This is a genomic window from Clostridium sp. CM037, assembly GCF_055081095.1.
The window spans coordinates 803,158-824,270 of record NZ_CM143650.1 but is presented as its reverse complement, the minus strand read 5'-3'; the positions used below and the strand labels follow the sequence as shown (position 1 = coordinate 824,270).

19 protein-coding genes and 2 other annotated features are annotated in these 21,113 nt (G+C 30.7%); of the genes, 9 read left to right on the top strand and 10 right to left on the bottom strand.

Translation table 11 applies throughout. The features are described 5' to 3' along the window. Nucleotides 1–9: 9 nt before the first annotated feature. Both sdaAB and ACWJKP_RS04040 read right to left on the bottom strand, forming a co-directional pair. A complete protein-coding gene (sdaAB, locus tag ACWJKP_RS04045; protein WP_165412671.1) occupies nucleotides 10–687 on the bottom strand; it encodes an L-serine ammonia-lyase, iron-sulfur-dependent subunit beta in 678 nt (225 codons plus the stop codon). Between the two features lie 60 nt (nucleotides 688–747). Beyond that, a complete protein-coding gene (locus tag ACWJKP_RS04040; RefSeq protein WP_165412670.1) occupies nucleotides 748–2,406 on the bottom strand; it encodes a nucleoside kinase in 1,659 nt (552 codons plus the stop codon). Between the two features lie 126 nt (nucleotides 2,407–2,532). Here ACWJKP_RS04040 and ACWJKP_RS04035 point away from each other — a divergent pair, with 126 nt between their 5' ends. The 3 genes from ACWJKP_RS04035 to ACWJKP_RS04025 all read left to right on the top strand — a co-directional run bounded on the left by ACWJKP_RS04035 (nucleotide 2,533) and on the right by ACWJKP_RS04025 (nucleotide 4,684). Then, nucleotides 2,533–3,222: a DUF421 domain-containing protein gene (locus tag ACWJKP_RS04035; RefSeq protein WP_165413648.1), complete on the top strand. Its 690-nt coding sequence runs from the start codon at nucleotides 2,533–2,535 to the stop codon at nucleotides 3,220–3,222. Next, the gene (locus ACWJKP_RS04030) at nucleotides 3,219–3,599 is read left to right on the top strand and encodes a DUF4363 family protein (protein WP_165413649.1); all 381 of its coding nucleotides are present in this window, start codon (nucleotides 3,219–3,221) and stop codon (nucleotides 3,597–3,599) included. Before ACWJKP_RS04035 ends, ACWJKP_RS04030 begins: the two co-directional genes overlap by 4 nt. A gap of 137 nt (nucleotides 3,600–3,736) precedes the next feature. Continuing rightward, nucleotides 3,737–4,684 (top strand): ketose-bisphosphate aldolase, encoded by a 948-nt coding sequence (locus ACWJKP_RS04025; RefSeq protein ID WP_165413650.1) that lies wholly within the window; start codon nucleotides 3,737–3,739, stop codon nucleotides 4,682–4,684. Between the two features lie 124 nt (nucleotides 4,685–4,808). On the opposite strand, the gene ACWJKP_RS04020 is transcribed toward ACWJKP_RS04025, so the two are convergent. Next, on the bottom strand, nucleotides 4,809–5,846 hold the full coding sequence (locus tag ACWJKP_RS04020; RefSeq protein WP_165413651.1) for a nucleoid-associated protein: 1,038 nt from the start codon (nucleotides 5,844–5,846) through the stop codon (nucleotides 4,809–4,811). 343 nt (nucleotides 5,847–6,189) lie between these two features. Between ACWJKP_RS04020 and ACWJKP_RS04015 the strand changes: the two genes are divergently transcribed. The 5 genes from ACWJKP_RS04015 (at nucleotide 6,190) to leuS (ending at nucleotide 11,822) form a co-directional block, all read left to right on the top strand. Further along, nucleotides 6,190–6,738 (top strand): class IV adenylate cyclase, encoded by a 549-nt coding sequence (locus ACWJKP_RS04015; RefSeq protein WP_165413652.1) that lies wholly within the window; start codon nucleotides 6,190–6,192, stop codon nucleotides 6,736–6,738. Further along, a complete protein-coding gene (locus tag ACWJKP_RS04010; RefSeq protein ID WP_165413653.1) occupies nucleotides 6,738–7,658 on the top strand; it encodes a DUF5685 family protein in 921 nt (306 codons plus the stop codon). Before ACWJKP_RS04015 ends, ACWJKP_RS04010 begins: the two co-directional genes overlap by 1 nt. 124 nt (nucleotides 7,659–7,782) lie before the next feature. Further along, complete coding sequence (locus tag ACWJKP_RS04005; protein WP_462961675.1) at nucleotides 7,783–8,412, top strand: J domain-containing protein; 630 nt, start codon at nucleotides 7,783–7,785, stop codon at nucleotides 8,410–8,412. Between the two features lie 26 nt (nucleotides 8,413–8,438). Further along, on the top strand, nucleotides 8,439–8,939 hold the full coding sequence (locus tag ACWJKP_RS04000) for a hypothetical protein (RefSeq protein ID WP_165413654.1): 501 nt from the start codon (nucleotides 8,439–8,441) through the stop codon (nucleotides 8,937–8,939). A 76-nt stretch (nucleotides 8,940–9,015) separates the two neighbouring features. Then, nucleotides 9,016–9,250, top strand: a binding site (T-box leader). Between the two features lie 112 nt (nucleotides 9,251–9,362). After that, nucleotides 9,363–11,822, top strand: coding sequence for a leucine--tRNA ligase (leuS, locus tag ACWJKP_RS03995; RefSeq protein WP_165413655.1), 2,460 nt, complete (start codon nucleotides 9,363–9,365; stop codon nucleotides 11,820–11,822). Between the two features lie 87 nt (nucleotides 11,823–11,909). On the opposite strand, the gene ACWJKP_RS03990 is transcribed toward leuS, so the two are convergent. The 7 genes from ACWJKP_RS03990 to ACWJKP_RS03960 form a co-directional block, all read right to left on the bottom strand. Next, nucleotides 11,910–12,701, bottom strand: coding sequence for a GTP pyrophosphokinase (locus ACWJKP_RS03990; protein WP_165413656.1), 792 nt, complete (start codon nucleotides 12,699–12,701; stop codon nucleotides 11,910–11,912). A gap of 53 nt (nucleotides 12,702–12,754) precedes the next feature. Continuing rightward, nucleotides 12,755–13,444 carry a metallophosphoesterase gene (locus tag ACWJKP_RS03985; RefSeq protein WP_165413657.1) on the bottom strand — a complete coding sequence of 230 codons (690 nt, stop codon included), beginning with the start codon at nucleotides 13,442–13,444 and terminating at the stop codon, nucleotides 12,755–12,757. Nucleotides 13,445–13,752: 308 nt separating this feature from the next. Further along, nucleotides 13,753–14,973, bottom strand: a complete 1,221-nt coding sequence (gene tyrS, locus ACWJKP_RS03980) for a tyrosine--tRNA ligase (RefSeq protein ID WP_165413658.1) — start codon at nucleotides 14,971–14,973, stop codon at nucleotides 13,753–13,755. Nucleotides 14,974–15,182: 209 nt separating this feature from the next. Further along, nucleotides 15,183–15,399: a binding site (T-box leader), on the bottom strand. 188 nt (nucleotides 15,400–15,587) lie between these two features. After that, complete coding sequence (locus ACWJKP_RS03975; RefSeq protein WP_165413659.1) at nucleotides 15,588–15,998, bottom strand: ATP-binding protein; 411 nt, start codon at nucleotides 15,996–15,998, stop codon at nucleotides 15,588–15,590. 117 nt (nucleotides 15,999–16,115) lie between these two features. Then, entirely contained in the window at nucleotides 16,116–17,261 is a 1,146-nt protein-coding gene (locus tag ACWJKP_RS03970) for an AlbA family DNA-binding domain-containing protein (RefSeq protein WP_462961423.1), read from the bottom strand. A 110-nt stretch (nucleotides 17,262–17,371) separates the two neighbouring features. Continuing rightward, nucleotides 17,372–18,487, bottom strand: coding sequence for a Ger(x)C family spore germination protein (locus ACWJKP_RS03965; RefSeq protein WP_165413661.1), 1,116 nt, complete (start codon nucleotides 18,485–18,487; stop codon nucleotides 17,372–17,374). Then, a complete protein-coding gene (locus tag ACWJKP_RS03960) occupies nucleotides 18,480–19,886 on the bottom strand; it encodes a spore germination protein (protein WP_165413662.1) in 1,407 nt (468 codons plus the stop codon). Before ACWJKP_RS03960 ends, ACWJKP_RS03965 begins: the two co-directional genes overlap by 8 nt. 130 nt (nucleotides 19,887–20,016) lie before the next feature. On the opposite strand from ACWJKP_RS03960, the gene ACWJKP_RS03955 reads away from it, so the two are divergent. Next, entirely contained in the window at nucleotides 20,017–21,096 is a 1,080-nt protein-coding gene (locus tag ACWJKP_RS03955) for a GerAB/ArcD/ProY family transporter (protein WP_165413663.1), read from the top strand. The last annotated feature ends 17 nt before the right edge of the window (nucleotides 21,097–21,113 follow it).

Genomic DNA, 21,113 nt, shown 5'->3' with positions numbered 1-21,113 from the left:
CTCGCTGTATTACGACCGTTGCACTGGTGATATTTCTCTTATACTGTAAATATCCTCCATAGACTTAATCTTACTTAATACGTTTTCAGTTACTATGGTATCTGTCTCAAACACCATGGCTGCTTTTAGCCCTCTACTATTTCTATACACATTCATAAATGCTATGTTAACATTTCCATCATATAACAAGGTACTTACTTTTGAAATCATCCCTGGAATATCTTTATGGCTAATTATAATTGTTGGATAGTTACCTGTAAATTTAACTGGTTGGCCATCAACTTCAAATATCGAAATATTTCCTCCTCCAACAGACGACCCAACAACTTCAACTATTTTCTCATTTTTTTTTGTTATAATAAACTTTACTGTATTAGGATGAACATCTCCCAAATCGTCCTCAGCAAACTCTATTTGGAGCCCTTGATTTTTAGCTATAGCTAATGAGTCTTTAAGTCTATCATCCCAAGGATCCATCCCTAAAATCCCTGCTACTAATGCTCTATCCGTTCCGTGGCCTTTATACGTTTTAGCAAAAGAACCATGTAAAACAAATTTTACTGATATTATATTTTTCCCTGAAATTATAGCGGCAATTTTACCAAGCCTTGCAGCCCCCGCTGTATGTGAACTTGATGGCCCTACCATAATTGGACCCAATATGTCAAAAACACTATAGTTTTTCATTTGTTTCCCTCCTTGTAAGCATCTGCACAGTATAACGTAATTATTTTATTTCCAGGTGCTTTAGTATTTATAAAAGCAACTTCCGCCAGTAAATTCTCTTATTATTGAATTATCTGGTACTAAATCTTTATCTACATCTTTAAAAAAATTAAGAAAGCTTCTTAATCTACTTGCCTCATAATATACTGGACTTTCTTCCCCAACTTTATTAAGCTCGGCTAATGCAAATTTCTTAAGCACACAAAGCTCATATACTACGCTAGAATTAAACATTGCATCTGCCTGCTCTTGAAATACAAAAATATTTTTTTCCTCTCCACGTTTTATAGAAGGCCACATTTTCAGTGTATCCTCAACGCCGTATCCTCTTGATAAATAATCTCTAACTATTCTCCTTGTCATTCTTACGTCTGTTGTAGAAATCCTGTTGTGATCATCTAAATTAAGCTGTGTTAAAGGACTTATATATATTTTAAATTTACTATCCTTAGATATAGATGAAGTTAAAATCTCATTTAATCCATGTATTCCTTCTACAATCATAACTCCATTTTCGGGCATTTTAATTTTATTACCATGCCATTCCCTTTTCCCTGTTTTAAAATTAAAACTTGGTACTTCAGTCTCTTTGCCTTCCAGTAATAATTTTAAATCCTTATTTATAAGCTCTAAATCTAAAGCATATATAGATTCAAAATCATATTCTCCACTTTCATCTCTTGGAGTGATTTCCCTATTAATAAAATAATCATCTAATGAAATAAATATTGGTATTAAGCCATTTACCCTCAATTGAATCCCTAATCTTTTTGAAAAAGTAGTTTTCCCTGATGAGGACGGTCCAGCAATAAGAACCAATTTCACCTTTTCCCGCTTATAAATCATATCCGCAATATATGCAATTTTCTTTTCATGAAGTGCTTCTGCTACTCTAATTAAATTAACAATATCGCCATTTACCACTTCATTGTTTAGTGCACCAACACTTCCAACACTTAGTATTTCTCCCCATTGCGCTGCTTCATAAAATACTTTAGCTAGTTTTTCGTGTTTATAAAATTTAGGGATTCTATCTGGTTCATCATTTGTTGGATATCTTAATATAAACCCCGGCTCATAGTACATTAAATCAAATATTTTTAATATTCCTGTTGAATAAGCCATAGGGCCATAGAAATAATCATATCTCCCATCTAGTTCATAAAGCTTTATCTCTTTTCCTGTTACATATTTTAAAAGCTTAACTTTATCTTGCATATCATACTGCGTAAAAATTTCCACTGCCCTCTCTTTTGAAAATGCTATCTTTCTTATAGGAATATCCGCTTTGATTATTTCGCTCATTCTGCTTTTTATATCATATATGTCATCAATATCTAGTGCAAGAGTCTTATGAATCTCACCAAATAATCCCTTACTTAAAGAATGTTCGATAGAAATTTTAGCTTCAGGGAATAATTCAGAAATTGCTTTTATTAGTACAAATTGAAGGGTTCTAACGTACGCCATCGTTCCGATTCTACTTGTAATATCTACGAGTTCAAAATCACCCCCATGCGTGATAGTACTTCCTAGCTCATAAAATTTATTGTTGATTTTACCTAAAACTACTGGAAAATCGCTCACTAAATTATTTTTTTTAATAATATCATTTAATATAGTTCCCTCTGGAGCTAAAATGTTTCTACCATCCTTAAGTCCTATATTGAAACTACTCATACAATCATCCCCTATTTTTAGTGGTTAGTACTATTATACTTTAGTTTTAAAAAAATGTATCCTTTCCCCCTTATAATTTTTGAGTTTAAAGGAAACATATACATCATATGTTAAAGAGGTGTTATTATGCTTATTTTAGTAATCAGAACTTTTGTCTTATACTTTACAGTAATATTTATTATGAGAATGATGGGTAAAAAACAAATAGGTGAGCTTGAACCTTTCGAACTTGTGATTGCATTGATGATTTCTAATCTTGCAACCTTCCCCATGGAAGATATAAGAATACCAATTATACATGCTGTTATACCAATATTCACTTTGTTATTTCTCCAAATAGCCACTTCCTATATTGAACTCAAAAGCGAAAAGGCTAGAAAAATTTTAACAGGCACTCCGAGCATATTAATAAAAAACGGCAAAATTGATATTGCAGAGCTCAGATGTCAAAGATTTAATATTAATGATTTATTCGAAGAACTTAGATTAAAAGGGTATTTTAATTTATCCGATATCCAATATGCTATTTTGGAGACTAGTGGTGAGCTATCCATATTGCCTAAAACTAGTGTTTCTAATGCAACTAAGGATGATTTAAATATATCCATAACTCAAGAGTCTTTGCCTATACCTTTAATTATGGATGGCAATATAAATTATAAAAATTTAAATCTTTTAAAAAAAGACATAACTTGGTTAAACAATATATTAAGAAAAAATAATATTTTATGTGCTAAAGATGTTTTCATAGGAATGATTGACTCTAAAAATAAGTTCTATTATCAACTTAAAGAAGGGAAAGATAAGAAAATATGAAAAATGTTATTGTAGCCTTCGGCTTATTTTTTACAATGATTATAGGCATATTTGTGTCTATAAATCTTATAAATTATAATTGCGCCCATTTACAAAATTTGAATTCTTCCTTAGAAAGCTATATACTTAAAGAGAACTACGAAGATGCATACAATTTATCACTAGATTATGTAGCTGATTGGAAAAAAGCTTCTAAATTTTTAACTATATATATACATCATGAAGATACAGATCATATGGACAACGAGCTTTTAAAATTAACTCAATATATAAAAATGAAAGATAAGTCTGAATGTTTAGCCACTGTACATAGTATGAAATATCTTATAGATCATATAATGTCTCATGAAAAAGTATCTATAAGCAATATTTTTTGATTTTTTAAATTTATGGGTACAATTTATAGTAAAGGGGTAGAAAATAGTCCAATTATAGCTTATAATTATAACATATCATAAAAGTCCCGCAGGGACAATATATGTCCCTATTACAAAATTTGAAAGGTGGAATTAACATGGCTTTAGTTACTACTACTAATATGTTTAAAAAAGCTTTAGAAGGCAATTACGCTATTGGAGCTTTCAACATCAATAATATGGAAATAATTCAAGGAGTTGTCGATGCTTGTGCTACTCACAAGTCAGCTGTTATACTTCAAGTATCAGGCGGCGCTATGAAATATGCTAGACCTACTTACCTTAGAAAAATGGTAGAGGCAGCTGTAGAAGACACTGGTCTTGACATTGCTCTTCATTTAGATCACGGTTCAGATTTAGCACAATGTAAACTTGCAATAGCTTCTGGATTTACTTCAGTAATGTATGATGGTTCTCATCTTGATTATGAAGAAAATGTAAGAACAACTAAAGAAGTAGTTGAATATGCTCATTCTAAAGGTGTTGTAGTTGAAGCAGAACTTGGAAAGCTTGCTGGAATTGAAGATGATGTTAATGTTTCCGCAGCAGACGCAACTTATACTGATCCAGAACAAGCTGTAGATTATGTAACAAGAACTGGTATTGATTCTTTAGCTGTAGCTATAGGAACAAGCCACGGTGCATATAAATTCAAAGGCGAAGCTAAACTTGATTTTGAAAGATTAGCAAAAATCACAGAAAAATTAGAAGAAGCTGGAAAGCACAATTTTCCAATAGTTCTTCACGGAGCATCTGCAGTTGATCAAGATTACGTTACTATGATCAATGAATTTGGTGGCGAAATGAAAGGCGCAAAAGGAATTCCACTAGATATGCTTAGAAAAGCAGCATCTATGGCTGTTTGTAAAATAAATATGGATACTGATTTAAGACTTGCTATGACTGGTTCAATAAGAAAAGTACTTACAAAAAATCTTGGCGAAATAGATCCTAGAAAATATTTAGGCGAAGCAAGAACTAACATAACTAAATTAGTTGAAAGCAAAATCACTAACGTTTTAGGTTCTTCTAATTCTTTAAAATAAATTAGATTAAATTCATTTAAATCTAAATTGTTAAAACAAAAATACCCACAGTATATTCTACTGTGGGTATTTTTGTTTTATCTTTTAATAGGAAACTATAATGTTTTTATACTTTTTTTCTTATCTATTTTTCAACATAATTGCTTACATGTTTAATAACCATATTAATTGTGCCATCACCATTTCTTTGTATTTCAAAGCGACTATTATCATGATACGTTTCTTCATTTACGTATAAATCTATATCTTTATCAATTTTTAGTCTTATTCTTTTTAGCTTTTTGTCTATCCACTCTTTATCAAGACTAATATTTTCTGAAACTCCTTGTTCTGTTATAAACTCAACAAATTTTTCTTTAGTATCATTATTTTCAGAAAACATTTCCTCAGACAATTCTTTAAGATCAATATTATCTTCTTCTCTAAGCTTTCTTTTTATAGTACTTCTAACAACTTCTGCTTCATCTGCATTTTCTGCAAAGTTGTTTTGGGTGAATTTTTCAGCTGCCTTCACGAAGTTTTTAGTAACATCTCTTTCATTATCAATAATTGTGCAACCTAAGAAATCACTTATAAAGTAGTTTGAGCCATATTCCTCATCTTCTTTATTCTTGCTTTTTTTATCGATAACCATTAAATCAAAATTATTTTCATCTCTAATTGGTTTTAAAAACGTACATTTTTGTATTCTTTGAGAACTACCAGGTAACCCTGTAACCTGCGATACTATATCAATGCCTAACTTATTATCTACAAATTCGATAGTGTGCACATAGTTTTTAATATAATCCATTTTAAATATCCCAAGCATTGGTCCAAACTCTGTGGTAAAAGATACTATTACCAAATCACAGGAAGGGACGTTCCCAATAGATCTCATTAAAATAAACATCTGCCTCGCTAGTTCCTTAGATACCGCCAGTAAATTATTCTCACCATTTAAGTATTCTTGTGATAAATCTTTTACTATATTTCGATCAGAATTAAAGACTCCATATTTTAATTCTTCATCCTTTAAGCACTTCTGGATATGTTTCAGTAAATAGTTATATTTTTCTTCATCTAAGTCTAATGCATATTCATTCAAGATAGGTTCATCTGCATTGTTATCTAAAACATGAATAATAGCCTCATTTATATTAACTTCTTTTATATACTCCAAAAAAACACCACCTTAATATTTATCTAAGGCGCATTTAAACAAATAACAAGTCAATAATGCTAGTCCATTTATTTAAACGTGCCCAATTATTATACTATGTATCGTCACTTATAACAAAGTCATATATTGCTATTATCCTTAGTTCTTAACACAATATTATTGTGACTACCTATTTTCCTGTATTGGAATTTGTAATTTTAAAGCAATATTAATGTTACTTTACTTAAGTTATGATATAATCACAATTAATGGTATAATAAAGAATTAATGATTAGATATATAAAAATAGGAGAATAACAATTAATAACTGTTATGTTCCTAAGAGTGACAAGGAGGAACTACTTTGAGAGAAATAGAACTTAGAATTATAGATATTGATGTACAAGAAATCCGCAAAAAACTATTAAACATAAATGCTATAAAAGTAAAACAAGAAAATCAAATAAATAATATTTATGATTTCTCGGATAAAAGGTTACTAAACGGCAAAGGCTATGCAAGAATACGAACAGTGCATGATGAACTAACAAATTCCACAGTCCATTACATAACCACGAAAAAACTCATAAGCCAAGAAAAGTATAAAATTATGGATGAACATGAATCAGAAATTAAAGATGCAGCTTCTGCCAAGGGTATATTCGAATCCTTAGGTCTAGAGCTTATACAATCTATTAAAAAATATAGAGAAAGCTATAAATACAAAAATACTCTTATTGAAATAGATATAAATGAAAAGACATTCTGTCCTTTTCCTTACATAGAAATTGAAAGCGAGGATGAGTTCGAAATTGAGGAAGTTGTGACTTTGCTCGGCTACCAATTAGAGGATACTACGGCTAAAAGCATTTATGAAATACTAAAATCAAAAAAATCATCAAAGGAACTATAATGTTTGGATATGTAACTCCATGTAAAATGGAAATGAAGATAAAAGACTACGAGAAATTCAAAGCTTATTATTGTGGCCTATGTAACTCTATTAAAAATAATTTTGGAAACCTACCAAGGCTTACTTTAAATTATGATATGACTTTCTTGGCAGTACTTTTGGATGCACTTTCAGAGAATAAATACAATTTTATTAAATTTAAATGTATGATGCATCCACTAAAAAAAAGGATTATGATTAATAATAACCAGGCAATAGATTATGCCGCCTTTTGTAATATTACTTTAGCCTATTATAAGATAATGGATGATGTTTACGATAATAAAACAATGAAAAGTAAAGTTTTTTCAGTGTTTTTAAAAAACTATTTATCAAAATCAGATATAGCATATAATGATGTAATGAATTATACAAAAGAAAAGCTTTTATTACTAAATACCCTCGAAGCGAACCATAAGGATCTATGCATTGATGAGCAGCTATCTATAGATGAGCTTTCTCATGTTTTTGCTGACCTTACAGGCTTTATAATATCATTTTATTATAAGACTGCTTCCTTTAAGGATGATTTATATTGGCTTGGGTATAATTTAGGTAAATGGATATATATTATAGATGCTTATGATGATTTAGAAAAGGATATAAAAAGTGATTCTTTTAATGCTATAAATTCATTGTTTAATACGGATAAATTAGATTTCAAAAGTTTTAGTATATCGATAGCACCCCGAATTGATTTTTTATTATCTACCTGCGCGCAGCAATGTTTAAAATATCTAAATAGATTACCTTTAATAAAAAATGAAGCTATATTATGTAATATACTAGAACTCGGACTCATGGAAAAAATGGATAAGGTTTTTAACGGCATTTCAGAAGGAAAGTCTCCCACTTCTATAAGTGGGAGTAACATACCCTAACAAGTAGAAAACTTCAGTGGTGGTATAAATCTCCTTCTGAAGTCGTTAATATTGCAGCACCGCAGGTGATGATTTAATAAAGAATGTAACATTAATAATTTAAAAGGAGTGGAATATAAAGATGATAAATCCCTATGAAGTACTTGGTGTAAGACAAGGCTCATCTAAAGAAGATATTAAAAAAGCCTATAGAGAGCTAGCAAAAAAATATCACCCTGATCAGTATGGTGATAATCCTTTAAAAGATTTAGCAGAAGAAAAAATGCAGGAACTAAATGAAGCCTATGATTCACTTATGAAAAACACTAGTTCTTCAAGTAGCAATGGTTCTTCTAACAGTTACAATTCGTCTAATAATTATGGTTCTAATTCAAATGATGACTATACTAATAACAATATATATCAATCTATAAGAATGGATTTAAATAACGGAAATATAGCTTCCGCTGAGCAGCAATTAAATTCCATGAATACAAAAACTGCCGAGTGGAATTATTTAACGGGAGTGCTCCACCTCAAAAAAGGTTGGCATGATAGTGCTTATAATTTTATAAGCCGCGCTTGCACGCAAGATCCTAATAATATTGAATATAGACGAAGTTTTAATGAACTAAATTCGCGTACTTCAAATTATAGAGATAACTATTATGGCAAGCGTAACAATGATTTTTGCATGGGTAATCTATGTCTTAACTTGTGGTGTGCAGATAGTATTTGTGAATGTTTAGGCGGAGATCTTATATCCTGTTGCTAATTCTATTAATTTAGGAGATGATTTTTATGACATCTAATAATATTGCTAAGGGTGGAATATTCGCAGCACTTAGTTTAATATTACTATATCTTTCTTCTATTTTCCCTACAAATAAATTTTTTATGTTAGGCATTGCTTCCTGTATTATTCCACTTTCAATTTTAACTACCGGAATAAAGAATACCATTGTAGTATATGGTGCTGTCTCCTTGCTTAGTTTATTTATTATACCTTCAAAGCTTATAAGCATTGCATATATACTAATTTTTGGTTCCTATGGTTTTGTGAAATATTTTATAGAAAAATTAAGAAGTATGATTCTAGAAATTGTGCTTAAGTTATTGTATTTTAATATAGCCTCCGCTATACTTATATTTATTTATAAATTATTTATATTATCAAAACTTCCTAATATAAATATATATTTAATAATAATTGTTATGGAGTTTGCCTTCATAGTATATGACTATGCGCTTACTGCATTTATATCCTATGCAAATAAAAATCTTGTTAAGAAATTTAAGTAAATCACATAGCCTTGACACAAAATTCTATTTAAATTATAATGAATAATAATACAATCTTAAACAAATGATACTATAATAAATTGCTTTTATTAGGAGTAGTAGTATTTATAGCATTTTAAAGAGAGCTGCTATTAGGTGTGAAGCAGTAATGATATAATATGAACTTGCCTATGAGCTTACTTTTAAGTAAAATCTTACTTGTAAGTAAAAGCTTACTTGTGAAAACAAGTACGGTTAAAACCGTTATATTCTTAAGTGAGGCGTAATGCCTAATTAGAGTGGTACCGCGGAATATTACTTTCGTCTCTTTGTTGAGATGAGGGTTTTTTTTATTTTCTAATTTAAAACTAAGTAGAAAAGCTTAATGATTGCAGCTCAGCATGAGATGATTTAACCTATAGATCATAATAAGGAGGAATACTAATGGCAAAATATACTACAACTATCGATGAAAAATGGCAACAAATATGGGAAGAAACTAACCTTTATGAATTTGATGAAAATAAAATTGATAAGAAGTTATATGTACTTGAAATGTTCTCTTATCCGTCCGGAAGCCAATTACATGCGGGGCATTGGTTTAACTATGGCCCTGTAGATTCTTGGGCTAGGATGAAGAAAATGCAAGGATTCAATGTATTTCAGCCAATGGGCTTTGATTCTTTTGGGCTACCTGCTGAAAACTACGCAATAAAAACAGGAGTGCATCCAAAGGATTCTACGAAGCAAAACATTATTAATATGGAAAAGCAATTAAGAGCTATGGGAGCAATGTTTAATTGGGATCATGAAGTTGTTACATGTCGCCCTGATTATTATAAATGGACTCAATGGTTATTCTTAAAACTATTTGAAAAAGGCCTTGCTTACAGGAAAAAAGCACCTGTAAATTGGTGCCCTAGCTGTAGTACAGTACTTGCAAATGAGCAAGTAATAGATGGCTTTTGCGAAAGATGTAACACTGAGGTTACTAAAAAGAATTTAACACAATGGTTCTTAAAAATAACTGACTATGCTGATGAACTACTAGAAAAGCTTGATACCTTGGATTGGCCTGAAAAAACCAAATCCATGCAAAAACATTGGATAGGCAAATCTACTGGTGCTGATGTTACTTTTAAAGTAGCTGATTCTGATGTAGACTTTAGTGTATTTACTACAAGAGTAGATACTTTATTCGGTGTTTCATATGTAGTCATAGCCCCTGAAAATGAACTTGTAGATGTCCTCACTAAAAGTGAATATAAAGATGCTGTTGAATCTTATAAATATGATGCTAGAAAACAAACTGATATAGAAAGACAATCTATTACAAGAGATAAAACAGGTGTATTTACTGGTTCTTATGCTATTAATCCTATCAATGGCCGCAAGGTTCCAATTTGGGTAGCTGACTATGTTCTAAACACTTATGGAACTGGTGCAGTAATGGCTGTTCCTGCTCATGATGATAGAGACTTTGCATTTGCTACTAAATACAAATTGCCTATTGAAAGAGTAATTATTGGTTTTAAAAGTGTAAATGGAGAGGGCGAAAATCTTCCTTACACTGAACATGGAAAAATGGTAAACAGTCAAGAATTTGATGGTTTATCTACCATCGATGGAAAAAAAGCAATTGTAAAAAAATTAGAAAGTATAAGTCTCGGCTGTGAAAAAGTAAACTTTAGACTTCGCGATTGGTTAGTTTCAAGACAAAGATATTGGGGCGCTCCTATTCCAATAATTCACTGCGAAAAATGTGGGGCTGTTCCTGTTCCTGAGGATCAACTTCCTGTAGAACTGCCGTACAACGTAGAATTTGCACCAGACGGAGAATCACCACTCGCTAAATGCGAGGATTTTATGAATGTCCCTTGCCCAGTTTGTGGCGGCGCAGCTCATAGAGAAGCTGATACTTTGGATACATTCGTTTGTTCTTCTTTCTACCAATTTAGGTATGTAGATAACAAAAACAGTGAAAAAGCTTTTGATAAAGAGTTAGTAAACAAAATGCTTCCTGTAGACAAATATGTAGGCGGACCTGAACATGCATGTGGTCACCTATTATATTCAAGATTTATAACCAAGGCTCTTCGTGATATGGGATATTTAGACTTTGATGAACCATTCTTATCTCTTACTCACCAAGGTTTAATTTTAGGACCAGACGGAGTGAAAATGAGTAAATCAAAAGGAAATACTATTTCTCCAGACATGTACATAAAAGAGTTTGGCGCAGATGTATTTAGGATGTACCTAATGTTTGGTTTCGGTTATATTGATGGTGGAGCTTGGAGTGATGATGGTATAAAAGCCATTGGAAAATTTGTTGATAGAATTGAAAGAGCAATCGACACTGGAATCTGCATTATGTCAAAAGACCTTAATAACAAAGACTCTATAGGAATAGAAGAAAAAGAATTAAACTACTGGAGACATTTCGCAATAAAAGGAGTTACCGAAGATACAGAAAAACTTCAATTTAATACCGCTATTGCAAGACTTATGGAGCTTACAAATGCTATATTAAAATATTTTAATGTAGACAATATAAATAGTAAATTTTTAAAAGAAGTGCTTGTGGATTACCTTAAGATTTTAGCTCCCTTTGCTCCTCACTTTGCAGAAGAGAAGTGGGAAAGCTTAGGTATGGGTTACTCTGTATTTAATCAAATTTGGCCTAAATTTGATGAGTTTGCTCTTATAAAAGATGAAGTAGAGCTAGCTATTCAAATCAATGGTAAAATTAAATCCAGAATAACTGTATCTCAAGATTTAGATGAAAAAAGTATAAAGGAAATTTCTCTTAAAGATGAAACAGTAATCGCTACCCTAGAAGGTAAAACTGTGCGCAAGGTTATTATAATTAAAGGACGACTAGTTAATATAGTAGCGTCTTAGTAATAGCTACATACAGTTTTTACAGTTTAAATTCAAATTATTATAAAAGGAGAGTAGAAATTTTTAATTTCTACTCTCCTTTTCAATTTAAACTCCATACATATCTAATGTTTTTTGAGTTGCGCGAAGTAAGCTGCTAATCTCATAAACTTCTCCTTCTTCTATTAGCTTATTTAATTGTTCTCTATACCTAGCTGCATCCGTTGACTTTCCAATCGACGAAAGCACAAGTATATTATTCATTATATCCGACACCAAATTAGATTTTACCTCAAACAATTTTTGTGCATCTTTAATTTCGTCTTTAATTTCTAGCATCTGTTCATCTAATTGAAAAGCAGCATCTGCAGCATTTTTAAGTTTTGCCCTTATATTCTCTGGTATATCATGCTTATATTTATAATTTAGAGAATGCTCTACTGTAGCCCAAAAATTCATTGCCAAGGTCCTAATTTGAAATTCTGCTAGTATTTCGGTTTGACCATCAGCTAAGTTTACAGGATACTTTATAATCATATGATAGCTTCTATATCCACTACCTTTTACATTTGCAACATAGTCTTTTTCATAAACCATCTGCATGTCACGTCTTTCACGAATTAGATTTACCACTTTATCAATATCATCTACAAACTGACACATTATCCTTATGCCTGCAATATCTTCCATTTCATATTCGATTCTATCCAGAGGGATACCGAATTTATTAGCTTTCTCAAGAATACTAGATATTTCTTTAACCCTCCCGGTAACAAACTCTATAGGTGAATACTCATTTTTTCGTCTATATTCTCTTCTTATACTTTTAAATTTTACTTTTAACTCTTCTACACCCTGTTCATAAGGAATTAAAAATCTTTTCCACTCTCTTATTGCCATATACTCAGTCCTTTACATAAAATTTCATATCCACATTGTATTAACTTTTGATACTATTCTAATATTTTTAAAGGATCGAAGTTTAAATAATCACAAGAAGTAACTATATATTCTATGCCTTCTATATTTCCTTCATATAGCCTATTTAAAGATGGTCCATGTAAATGACCATATATGACCTTGCATACATTATATTCTTTTACTATTCTTATAAGTTCAGTTTCCTCAAACTTATCATTAGTAGGTGGATAATGAAGCATTACAATAAATTTATTATAACCCTTTTTCACTGCCTCATCGAGTGAAATTCGAAGCCTTATTAACTCTCTATTATATATTTTTTCATCATGAGTTGTAAATCTCGTATTTCCTGGGCAATTCCATCCCCGTGTTCCGCATATAGCAAAATCTTTATAGTTAAAAAAGTTGTTTTGGATAAAATCCATATCCGCGTAGAGAGAATTAAGCTTCGTGATACCACTCCACCAATAGTCGTGATTTCCCTTTATAAGTATTTTTTTACCTGGAAGCTTATGAATCCATTCTAAATCTTCCACACCCTCAGAAATATTCATGGACCATGAAATATCCCCTGCAATTAGTACAGTATCCTCCGTTGAAACTTTGCTAAGCCAATTTTCTTTAATTTTTTCATTATGATTACTCCATTTATCTCCAAATATATCCATGGGTTTATCTGAATTTATAGATAAATGAAGGTCAGATATTGCCCACAACGCCATAATATACCTCCTTATTAATCGTTTAGTTTTTTTCCATTAATTATCTATATCCATTACATAAGCAATAACCTTAGCTATTGCTACACTCATTAGTGCTCAAAGTTTAACCTTAGTCATTTTTTTAATGTCTCTATGCTATTATACCTTTATATTGATTGTATTAAAACTTCTATCACTAAAAAATTCTCCCCAACTTGCCTTGAACCCTTCTCCAGCTTCAAAAGATATTTTACTAAAATCTTTTTACCACTAAAAGAAAAAAGCAAAGTTAAAATATTAATTTCAACTTCGCCCTTTTTAAAAAATTGCTATTCTATAGTTAAAGAATAGTATTTTTTCTTTCCTTTTTTAATAAGTACACAACCATCTTTAAAATTTTCTTCTAAAAGTGTTGCATTCTTATCTTCAATCCTTTTATCATTAATAGTTAATCCGCCCTGCTCAATTAATCTTCTAGCTTCTGCTTTTGATGGCACCACTTTAATGTACACCAATATATCCATTAATCCCGCATTCTTCATGTCGCACGGTATAGATACTTTAGGCACGTTACTCATATTAGTTCCACCACCAAACAATGCTTCTGCCGCTGCCTGAGCTTTGATAGCTTCTTCTTCTCCATGAATAAGTTTTGTAACCTCAAAAGCTAAAACCTTTTTAGCTTCATTTATTTTTTCATCTTTTAAAGCACTTAGACGCCTGACTTCATCCATTGGTACAAAAGTAAGTAATGATAAGCATTTTTCTACATCTAAGTCTCCAATGTTTCTAAAATATTGGTAAAAATCATAAGGAGATGTTTTATCTGCATCAAGCCACAGAGCGCCATTTACAGTTTTACCCATTTTAATCCCTTCGCTATTTGTAAGTAGTGTGCAAGTCATTCCATAAGAAGCTTTACTTTCTTTTTTTCTTATTAGTTCTATACCAGCAATTATGTTAGACCATTGATCATCTCCACCTAACTCCATAGTACATCCATATTTTCTATTTAACATTAAAAAATCATATCCTTGCATAAGCATATAGTTAAATTCAAAAAAAGATAAACCTTTTTCTAATCTCTGTTTAAAACACTCAGCAGCTAACATCTTATTTACTGAAAAATGTACTCCTATATCTCTTATAAAATCTACGTAATTTAAATTTAAAAGCCAGTTTGCATTGTTTTCAAGGATTGCTTTACCATCACTAAAATCTATAAGTTTTGAAAGCTGTGATTTTATGCAAGATATATTATGATCAATTTCTTCTTTTGAAAGCATTTTCCTCATATCTGTTTTACCAGATGGATCACCAATCATTGTAGTTCCACCACCAACTAAGGCTATGGGTCTATGCCCTGCTCTTTGCATATGAGCCATAAACATCATAGTAATAAAATGGCCAATATGTAGGCTATCCGCTGTTGGGTCATATCCTATATAAAATGTTACCTTTTCCTGTCCTAATATTTTCTTCATTTCATCCTCGTGAGTAAGTTGTTTTATATACCCTCTCTCTAAAAGCGTATCATATACATTTTCCATAATTTATTCCTCCTTATTTTAACGACATTTCAAAATGAAAGTCTTCCCTTCTATAATATGGCATCCCATAGTATAACAAAGAGAAGAGTTCAGTTGAAACCTAAGTCTCCTTTTGAAGTCGATATACTTATCTTCTGCGAAGCTGTGAGCACCGCAGGTGATGATTTAATCCTGTGTTATTTTTTGAAATAAAAAAAACGCCCCCCTAAGAAAGGGACGAAAAAATTCCGTGGTACCACCCAAATTGATTTAACAATCCGCTCATTCCTTATAACGTAAGGTCAACCCGTCTCAGCTTACTTTTTAAAAGCTTTATTTCAGCTTAAAGCTCCAGAATGTATTTCACTATATTCCTTAACTAGTTCACACCTACCACTAGCTCTCTTAATAATTCCTACAGTTACTTTTTTCTTTCATAGCCTTTTAGATATAATTATTCATGTTATTAATTATATATGTGTATTTATAATATATCAAGTGATATATTTGCTCGTTATAATTGATTAAAACCCTATATATACTATTTACGTTTATTTTCAACTATTTTCTCCATATACAATAAAAGCAGGGCTGAAAACCCTGCCTTACATTCACGTAAATAATATTCTATCTCTTTATGTGATATAATTCTTTAAAAATTGTGGTGGATTTAAGCATTCGCAACCTACATTCACATAAAATTCCAAGTTATACTTATTAGCTAAAATATCCATTTTAGAAAACAATTGTGCCGTATGCTCAAGTTTATCATCAATAATATTAAATACACCATCAACAAAGATGGTATCAATATCATAATCTCTAGAAAGCATACCGCACAAAAATCCATAAAAATCATCATGACTTTTTAAATTGAACTCATTTATTGCTACAAGTCTCATTTTTGTACTTAATTGCAACGTAGCTTTAGTATCATCATCAATATATACTATGTTTCCTTTAACTTTATCAACGGACTGGTTGGCTAATTTAATTAGAGCTTTAGTTTTACCTGAACCCTTTTTACCACAAAATACATGAATCATGTTAAACGCCTCCTATTTTATCTAATATAACCAGATAATTATTAAATAGGTCTACTCGTACACAATATTTTTATACATATTATATATTATTCGTAATATGTTCACAATATTATAGTTTTAAATAAAGTTCTTAATCCCTGGGAAAATCACCTTAAAAGTATTATCATCTTTTGAATCTACAAATATTACCTTACCATATTTTGAAAAATCTTTTTTCATTCGTGCAAATCCTCTTCCTGATTTTATAAATCTTTTTCTATCATCTAATGCTATTAACTTATCATATATCCACATATTTCTTTTTAAATAATTATGAGTATTAATTTCAGTTGAAAATAATAGGTTCCCTGGACTAAATACGCTTACACTGTTATAGCTTACCACTATTTCAATTTCCTTATAAAATATAGTATAATCTCTATAAAGTATTCCGTTTTTTACAGCCTCATACACTGCAGCAATAGGATAATTTACTGGAAATATGTTTTTAAAAAATTCTTCTGTCCTATCTAGCATATCTAATAAATTCCCTTGCACAATTATAACCTCATCAAAGTTATCATTTACCTTATTTACTATCTTTATCATATTATGCGGTAAATAGATACTGTTAATTGAAGAAAATACCAATAATCCCCCTAGTGTTACTACCCTCTTATTATAATCTCTTTCAATAAAAGTTATTCCTGCATTGTCCATAAATCCTAATCTACTGTTATCATTTACTAAAATGCCCTTATTTAAAAAGTATTTATTAATTATATTAAAATCTAAACTACTAATACCACTATTTACAATAGGTATAGTTTCGATATTGAGACTTAAATTTTCTTGTAAACAAGAAATTAATTCTTCTTTTCTCATAGTATCTGTTGTGGAACCTCTCCTAATGTAAAATGCACCATTTTCCCTTAATTGATAGGGCTTCTGACCACCATCATATATAGTTATAATTGCCAATTTTTCGCTTTGATATATTACAAAATCTAGGGATACTGGAATAGGCGGTTCACATCTTGAACTTATAATTTGTTGTAACTGTTCTTCTTTAAAGTCACATACCTTAATACCTATGATTTTTTTCGTTTTATCCTCTACTCCAATAACAAGGTATCCTCTTCCTCCACGGGAGTTGGCTATAGCACATATATCTTTAGCTAATTCTCTTTTACCACTTTCTATTAATATATCAATTCTTTGCTTGAAATCTAATTTTGTACCCTCATCCCTCTTTAACAATATGTTGATTTTTTTGCTATCCATATATTTCACTCCAACCGCGCTATAATGATATATTATGCTTATAGTAGTGCAATGTTTCCAAAGTATTATACCTTACAACAAAAGACGATGGGATACCACCGCCTTTTTTATTAGAAGTTTTTAACAACCCCTGTGTTCATTATTTTCACTTCAACTTCAACTTTTAGCTCAGTTTTTTTAATGATATCATCATTTTTTATCTTTGGATATTTCGCATGAAATTGCTCCGTTATATCAAAAATATCCATATTTAATGCCTTATATTTTGCAAATAGATTATTGCAGGCTTTCAAAATATTTTCTTCTGACTGCTCCTCAATTTTACTGATATTTTCTTTTGTAAGTGTAAATTCTTTTTGAGCCTCTGCTAAATCCACCTTAACTTTAATTTTCTTTTTTAAATGAACAATATTATCATCATAACTGATTTCTGTCTTACTTTTACTTTTTAATATTTCTAATGTTACAAATTTATTAACATCACAGGGATTGGTTATTTCTAAAGTACCACCTAAAATAGTATTCATTAAAAAGTTAAAACCTAACCCTTCATCTTTTTGTAATACGTTAACCATTTTATCGTCTTTAATTACAGCTCCGCCATTTACTTCTAAAGTCCCCTCTAAACTATCTTTTGGGATATCTATTATGGGTACTACATTTACTTTATCTCCAATTTTTCTTTGACTGTAAAACTCATTTAAACTTAGTTTTACAGCTCTTGAAGATGCTCCAATATTTTCTATAAGTTGCACTACAAATAATCCAATGTATTTATCTTCAGGCATATTTAGCTTCATAAGTTCCTCTGGATCTCCTTGATATACTGCAATATGCGGTCTTATAAGGAATTCTTGATCACGATCCATAAAATCCATGAAATTATCAACACCGAATTCTGCAGCCTTTTGAGTAAATATTATGGCACTATTCTGTGTATAGTTTAATTTATAACTAGAGGTAGCATTCATATTTCTGACAGCTTCAAACATTGTTTTTCCTGTTGCTTTAAATAAGATTCTTTGGTCCATTCCTTGAGGTGATGTTCCTCTTACTCCCTTAAAAGCTTCAGCAGATAATATAGGATTACCTGTATTATCTGCATCTATTACTAATGCAGAAATAAATAAAACCTTATTAATATCCTTATAACTGAAACATGATGTCATAGTAACACAATTCATTATTATACATATTATTACTAATATTTTTTTATACTTATTCATTATAATCATCCCTATCAAAAATACTATTTGATATCTTGCTAAGATCTTTTCTATATAATATATCCTTAAATTTAAAGCTTTCTAGTGTACCTAAAGGGAATAAATATGGATATCCACAACTCTCTAGTCCCGCCATATGTGAGATAAAAATAAAAAATCCAATGTAAAATCCTGGTAACCCAAGCACTGAGGAAAACACAATAATAATTATATTCCATATAGATAGAGCCCCATAAAGCTTAGGTACTAAAAAAGAAGAAATAGATGAAAGTGCCACAATTACTACAGTGCTTTGTGAGGCTAAACCTGCTCCCACTGCAGCATCGCCCAAAATTAAAGCTCCAACAATGCTCATTGCCTGGCCTATGAGTTGTGGCAATCTTATTCCTGCCTCCCTAAGTAATTCAAAGAAAAAAGTCATTAGTAGTAGTTCTATAACCGTAGGCAGAGGTACTCCTGCTCTAGCGACTGAGAGTTTTACAGCAATCACCTCTGGAATAAGCGAAAAGTGAAAAGTAGTAATCGCCAAATATACCCCTGACAATAAGGTAGCTAAGAAAAAACTAAACACCCTCATAAGTCTTGATAGATTAGTAAAATACTTATTAGAATAATAATCATCTGGTGTTTGAAAATTATCCACAAAAAAATACGGTGCAGTAATTACAAAGGGTGTTCCATCTACGATTATTGCCACTTTCCCTTCTAAAAGCTTTGATGCTGCCACATCTGGTTTTTCGGTAGTGCCTATTGTGTCAAAGGCTGTGTTCTTATTTTTTAATTCTTCCTCAATGTAATTTGTGTCTAAAATAAACTCTAATTTTATATTGGTCACCTTTTTCCTTATATAATCAACAAGTTTCTTCGGGGCCACACCTTCTATGTAGCATATTACTGCCACAGTATTAGATTTGCTCCCTAAAATTATCGGTTCAAATTTCAAATCCGAATTTTTTATTTTCCGCCTAATCATTGATACATTATCTACAAAAGCCTCCGTGAATCCTTCCCTTGGTCCTTTAATTACATTTTCTGTAGAAGGCTCTCCCACACTCCGCCTCACATATCCCTTGGCCTCACAATAAATTGATTTATTTGCAAAAGAAAATATAAGCACCAAGTCTCCAGATAAAATGTGATCTATAGCCTCCTTATTACTATTAATATCTCCAATGCTATTAGCTGGTAATACTTCTTTTTTTATATACTCTAAATCTACAGTTGTAATTTTATGTTGTATTAGAGGGTTAAATATATATTCACTAATAAATTTAGAATCACATAAATCATCAATAAATACGCCGAATATTATTCCCATATCAGTCTCTATCTCTCTATATTTGATATCGTAGCTATTTTTTAATTTTTCTTTAATATAATCTATATTTATTTTTTCCATTTTAATCACCCAACTTATTATTTGTAATATTTAAGTTTAATATTCTCAAATTGGGAAATAATACAACTATATTGCAAATTTTATTACAATGCAATTTAGAATCAAAACAAGGAGGAGACAAGAAAAAAAAATGGATAAGCTAAATACAAAACATTTAATGTTCATAATTTGGGGAACCTCCATTGTAGCAATGAAAACTTACCCCAATGTATTCATTATAAATGGAGGTAGAGATTCCTGGATTTCCGTCACTATTGCTTCTATTATTTTATTATTTTATTTTATTTATTTGATTTTTGTTTGTAAAAAAGGCAATTGCTATGATATGGACAAAATATACCATAAAGCCTTAGGTAAAACCATGGGAGATATCTTTTTAATTTTATTTATCATAACTTTAATTGTCAGCTTAATAGAGAGTTGCTCTGTAGAATCAAATGCCTTGCACCTAAATCTGCTTTCAGATACTCCTCCTTGGTTTTTTCTCTTGTTTATAATAATACCCGCCGTTTATATTACAAAGAAGGGTACTAGGGCGATAACTATAGTTACTATTTTAGTTATTTGTCTTACTATGATAGCCGGGATAAACCTAGCAATTCTTACAGCTAAATATAAAAAGTTTAGTCACCTACTTCCTATAATGGCGGATGGCGTCACTCCCTCTTTTATTTTATCTATAATAAAGGCCCTTGGATGTTACGGTAGTATAGCTGTTTGTATCCCATTTTTGTCTAGGGTAACTAATAAGTCAAAAATCACAAAACATTGCGTTATTGCAATATTAATAGTAATACAAATGGAGATTTTCGCAAACATAGGCGTTTTAAGTACCTTTGGCGTAGTTAGAGCCTTGGAGATTAACTATCCTAAACTCATACAAACTCAGTTAGTTGATTATTTCGGGTTTATAGAAGGAGGGGAGTTTTATGTAATGCTTCAAATGGTAGGCGGTTGGTTTATAAAATATGTATTAGAGCTAACCGCTATCATGATTTTATTAAAAAAGCTTTCCTTCTCTAATAAATATTGGATATACATTATTACTTTATTTGTATTCATAATCTCCTATTTCATTTCCGCTAAAGTAGTATTGTTATATAAATTTTTAAATCTTTACGTCTATTTTTCTGTAATAGGCTTTATGTTAATACCAACAATAATTTTCACTGTATTTTACTTTAAAAGTAAAAAAAGTGCTAGAAACTAAAAAAAGTATATATTACT

What these genes read in the sequence shown, in the direction of transcription:
- sdaAB (WP_165412671.1), bottom strand. Translation starts at nt 687, where the DNA reads ATGAAAAACTATAGTGTTTTTGACATATTGGGTCCAATTATGGTAGGG.
- ACWJKP_RS04040 (WP_165412670.1), bottom strand. Translation starts at nt 2,406, where the DNA reads ATGAGTAGTTTCAATATAGGACTTAAGGATGGTAGAAACATTTTAGCT.
- ACWJKP_RS04035 (WP_165413648.1), top strand. Translation starts at nt 2,533, where the DNA reads ATGCTTATTTTAGTAATCAGAACTTTTGTCTTATACTTTACAGTAATA.
- ACWJKP_RS04030 (WP_165413649.1), top strand. Translation starts at nt 3,219, where the DNA reads ATGAAAAATGTTATTGTAGCCTTCGGCTTATTTTTTACAATGATTATA.
- ACWJKP_RS04025 (WP_165413650.1), top strand. Translation starts at nt 3,737, where the DNA reads ATGGCTTTAGTTACTACTACTAATATGTTTAAAAAAGCTTTAGAAGGC.
- ACWJKP_RS04010 (WP_165413653.1), top strand. Translation starts at nt 6,738, where the DNA reads ATGTTTGGATATGTAACTCCATGTAAAATGGAAATGAAGATAAAAGAC.
- ACWJKP_RS04000 (WP_165413654.1), top strand. Translation starts at nt 8,439, where the DNA reads ATGACATCTAATAATATTGCTAAGGGTGGAATATTCGCAGCACTTAGT.
- leuS (WP_165413655.1), top strand. Translation starts at nt 9,363, where the DNA reads ATGGCAAAATATACTACAACTATCGATGAAAAATGGCAACAAATATGG.
- ACWJKP_RS03990 (WP_165413656.1), bottom strand. Translation starts at nt 12,701, where the DNA reads ATGGCAATAAGAGAGTGGAAAAGATTTTTAATTCCTTATGAACAGGGT.
- ACWJKP_RS03985 (WP_165413657.1), bottom strand. Translation starts at nt 13,444, where the DNA reads ATGGCGTTGTGGGCAATATCTGACCTTCATTTATCTATAAATTCAGAT.
- tyrS (WP_165413658.1), bottom strand. Translation starts at nt 14,973, where the DNA reads ATGGAAAATGTATATGATACGCTTTTAGAGAGAGGGTATATAAAACAA.
- ACWJKP_RS03975 (WP_165413659.1), bottom strand. Translation starts at nt 15,998, where the DNA reads ATGATTCATGTATTTTGTGGTAAAAAGGGTTCAGGTAAAACTAAAGCT.
- ACWJKP_RS03970 (WP_462961423.1), bottom strand. Translation starts at nt 17,261, where the DNA reads ATGGATAGCAAAAAAATCAACATATTGTTAAAGAGGGATGAGGGTACA.
- ACWJKP_RS03965 (WP_165413661.1), bottom strand. Translation starts at nt 18,487, where the DNA reads ATGAATAAGTATAAAAAAATATTAGTAATAATATGTATAATAATGAAT.
- ACWJKP_RS03960 (WP_165413662.1), bottom strand. Translation starts at nt 19,886, where the DNA reads ATGGAAAAAATAAATATAGATTATATTAAAGAAAAATTAAAAAATAGC.
- ACWJKP_RS03955 (WP_165413663.1), top strand. Translation starts at nt 20,017, where the DNA reads ATGGATAAGCTAAATACAAAACATTTAATGTTCATAATTTGGGGAACC.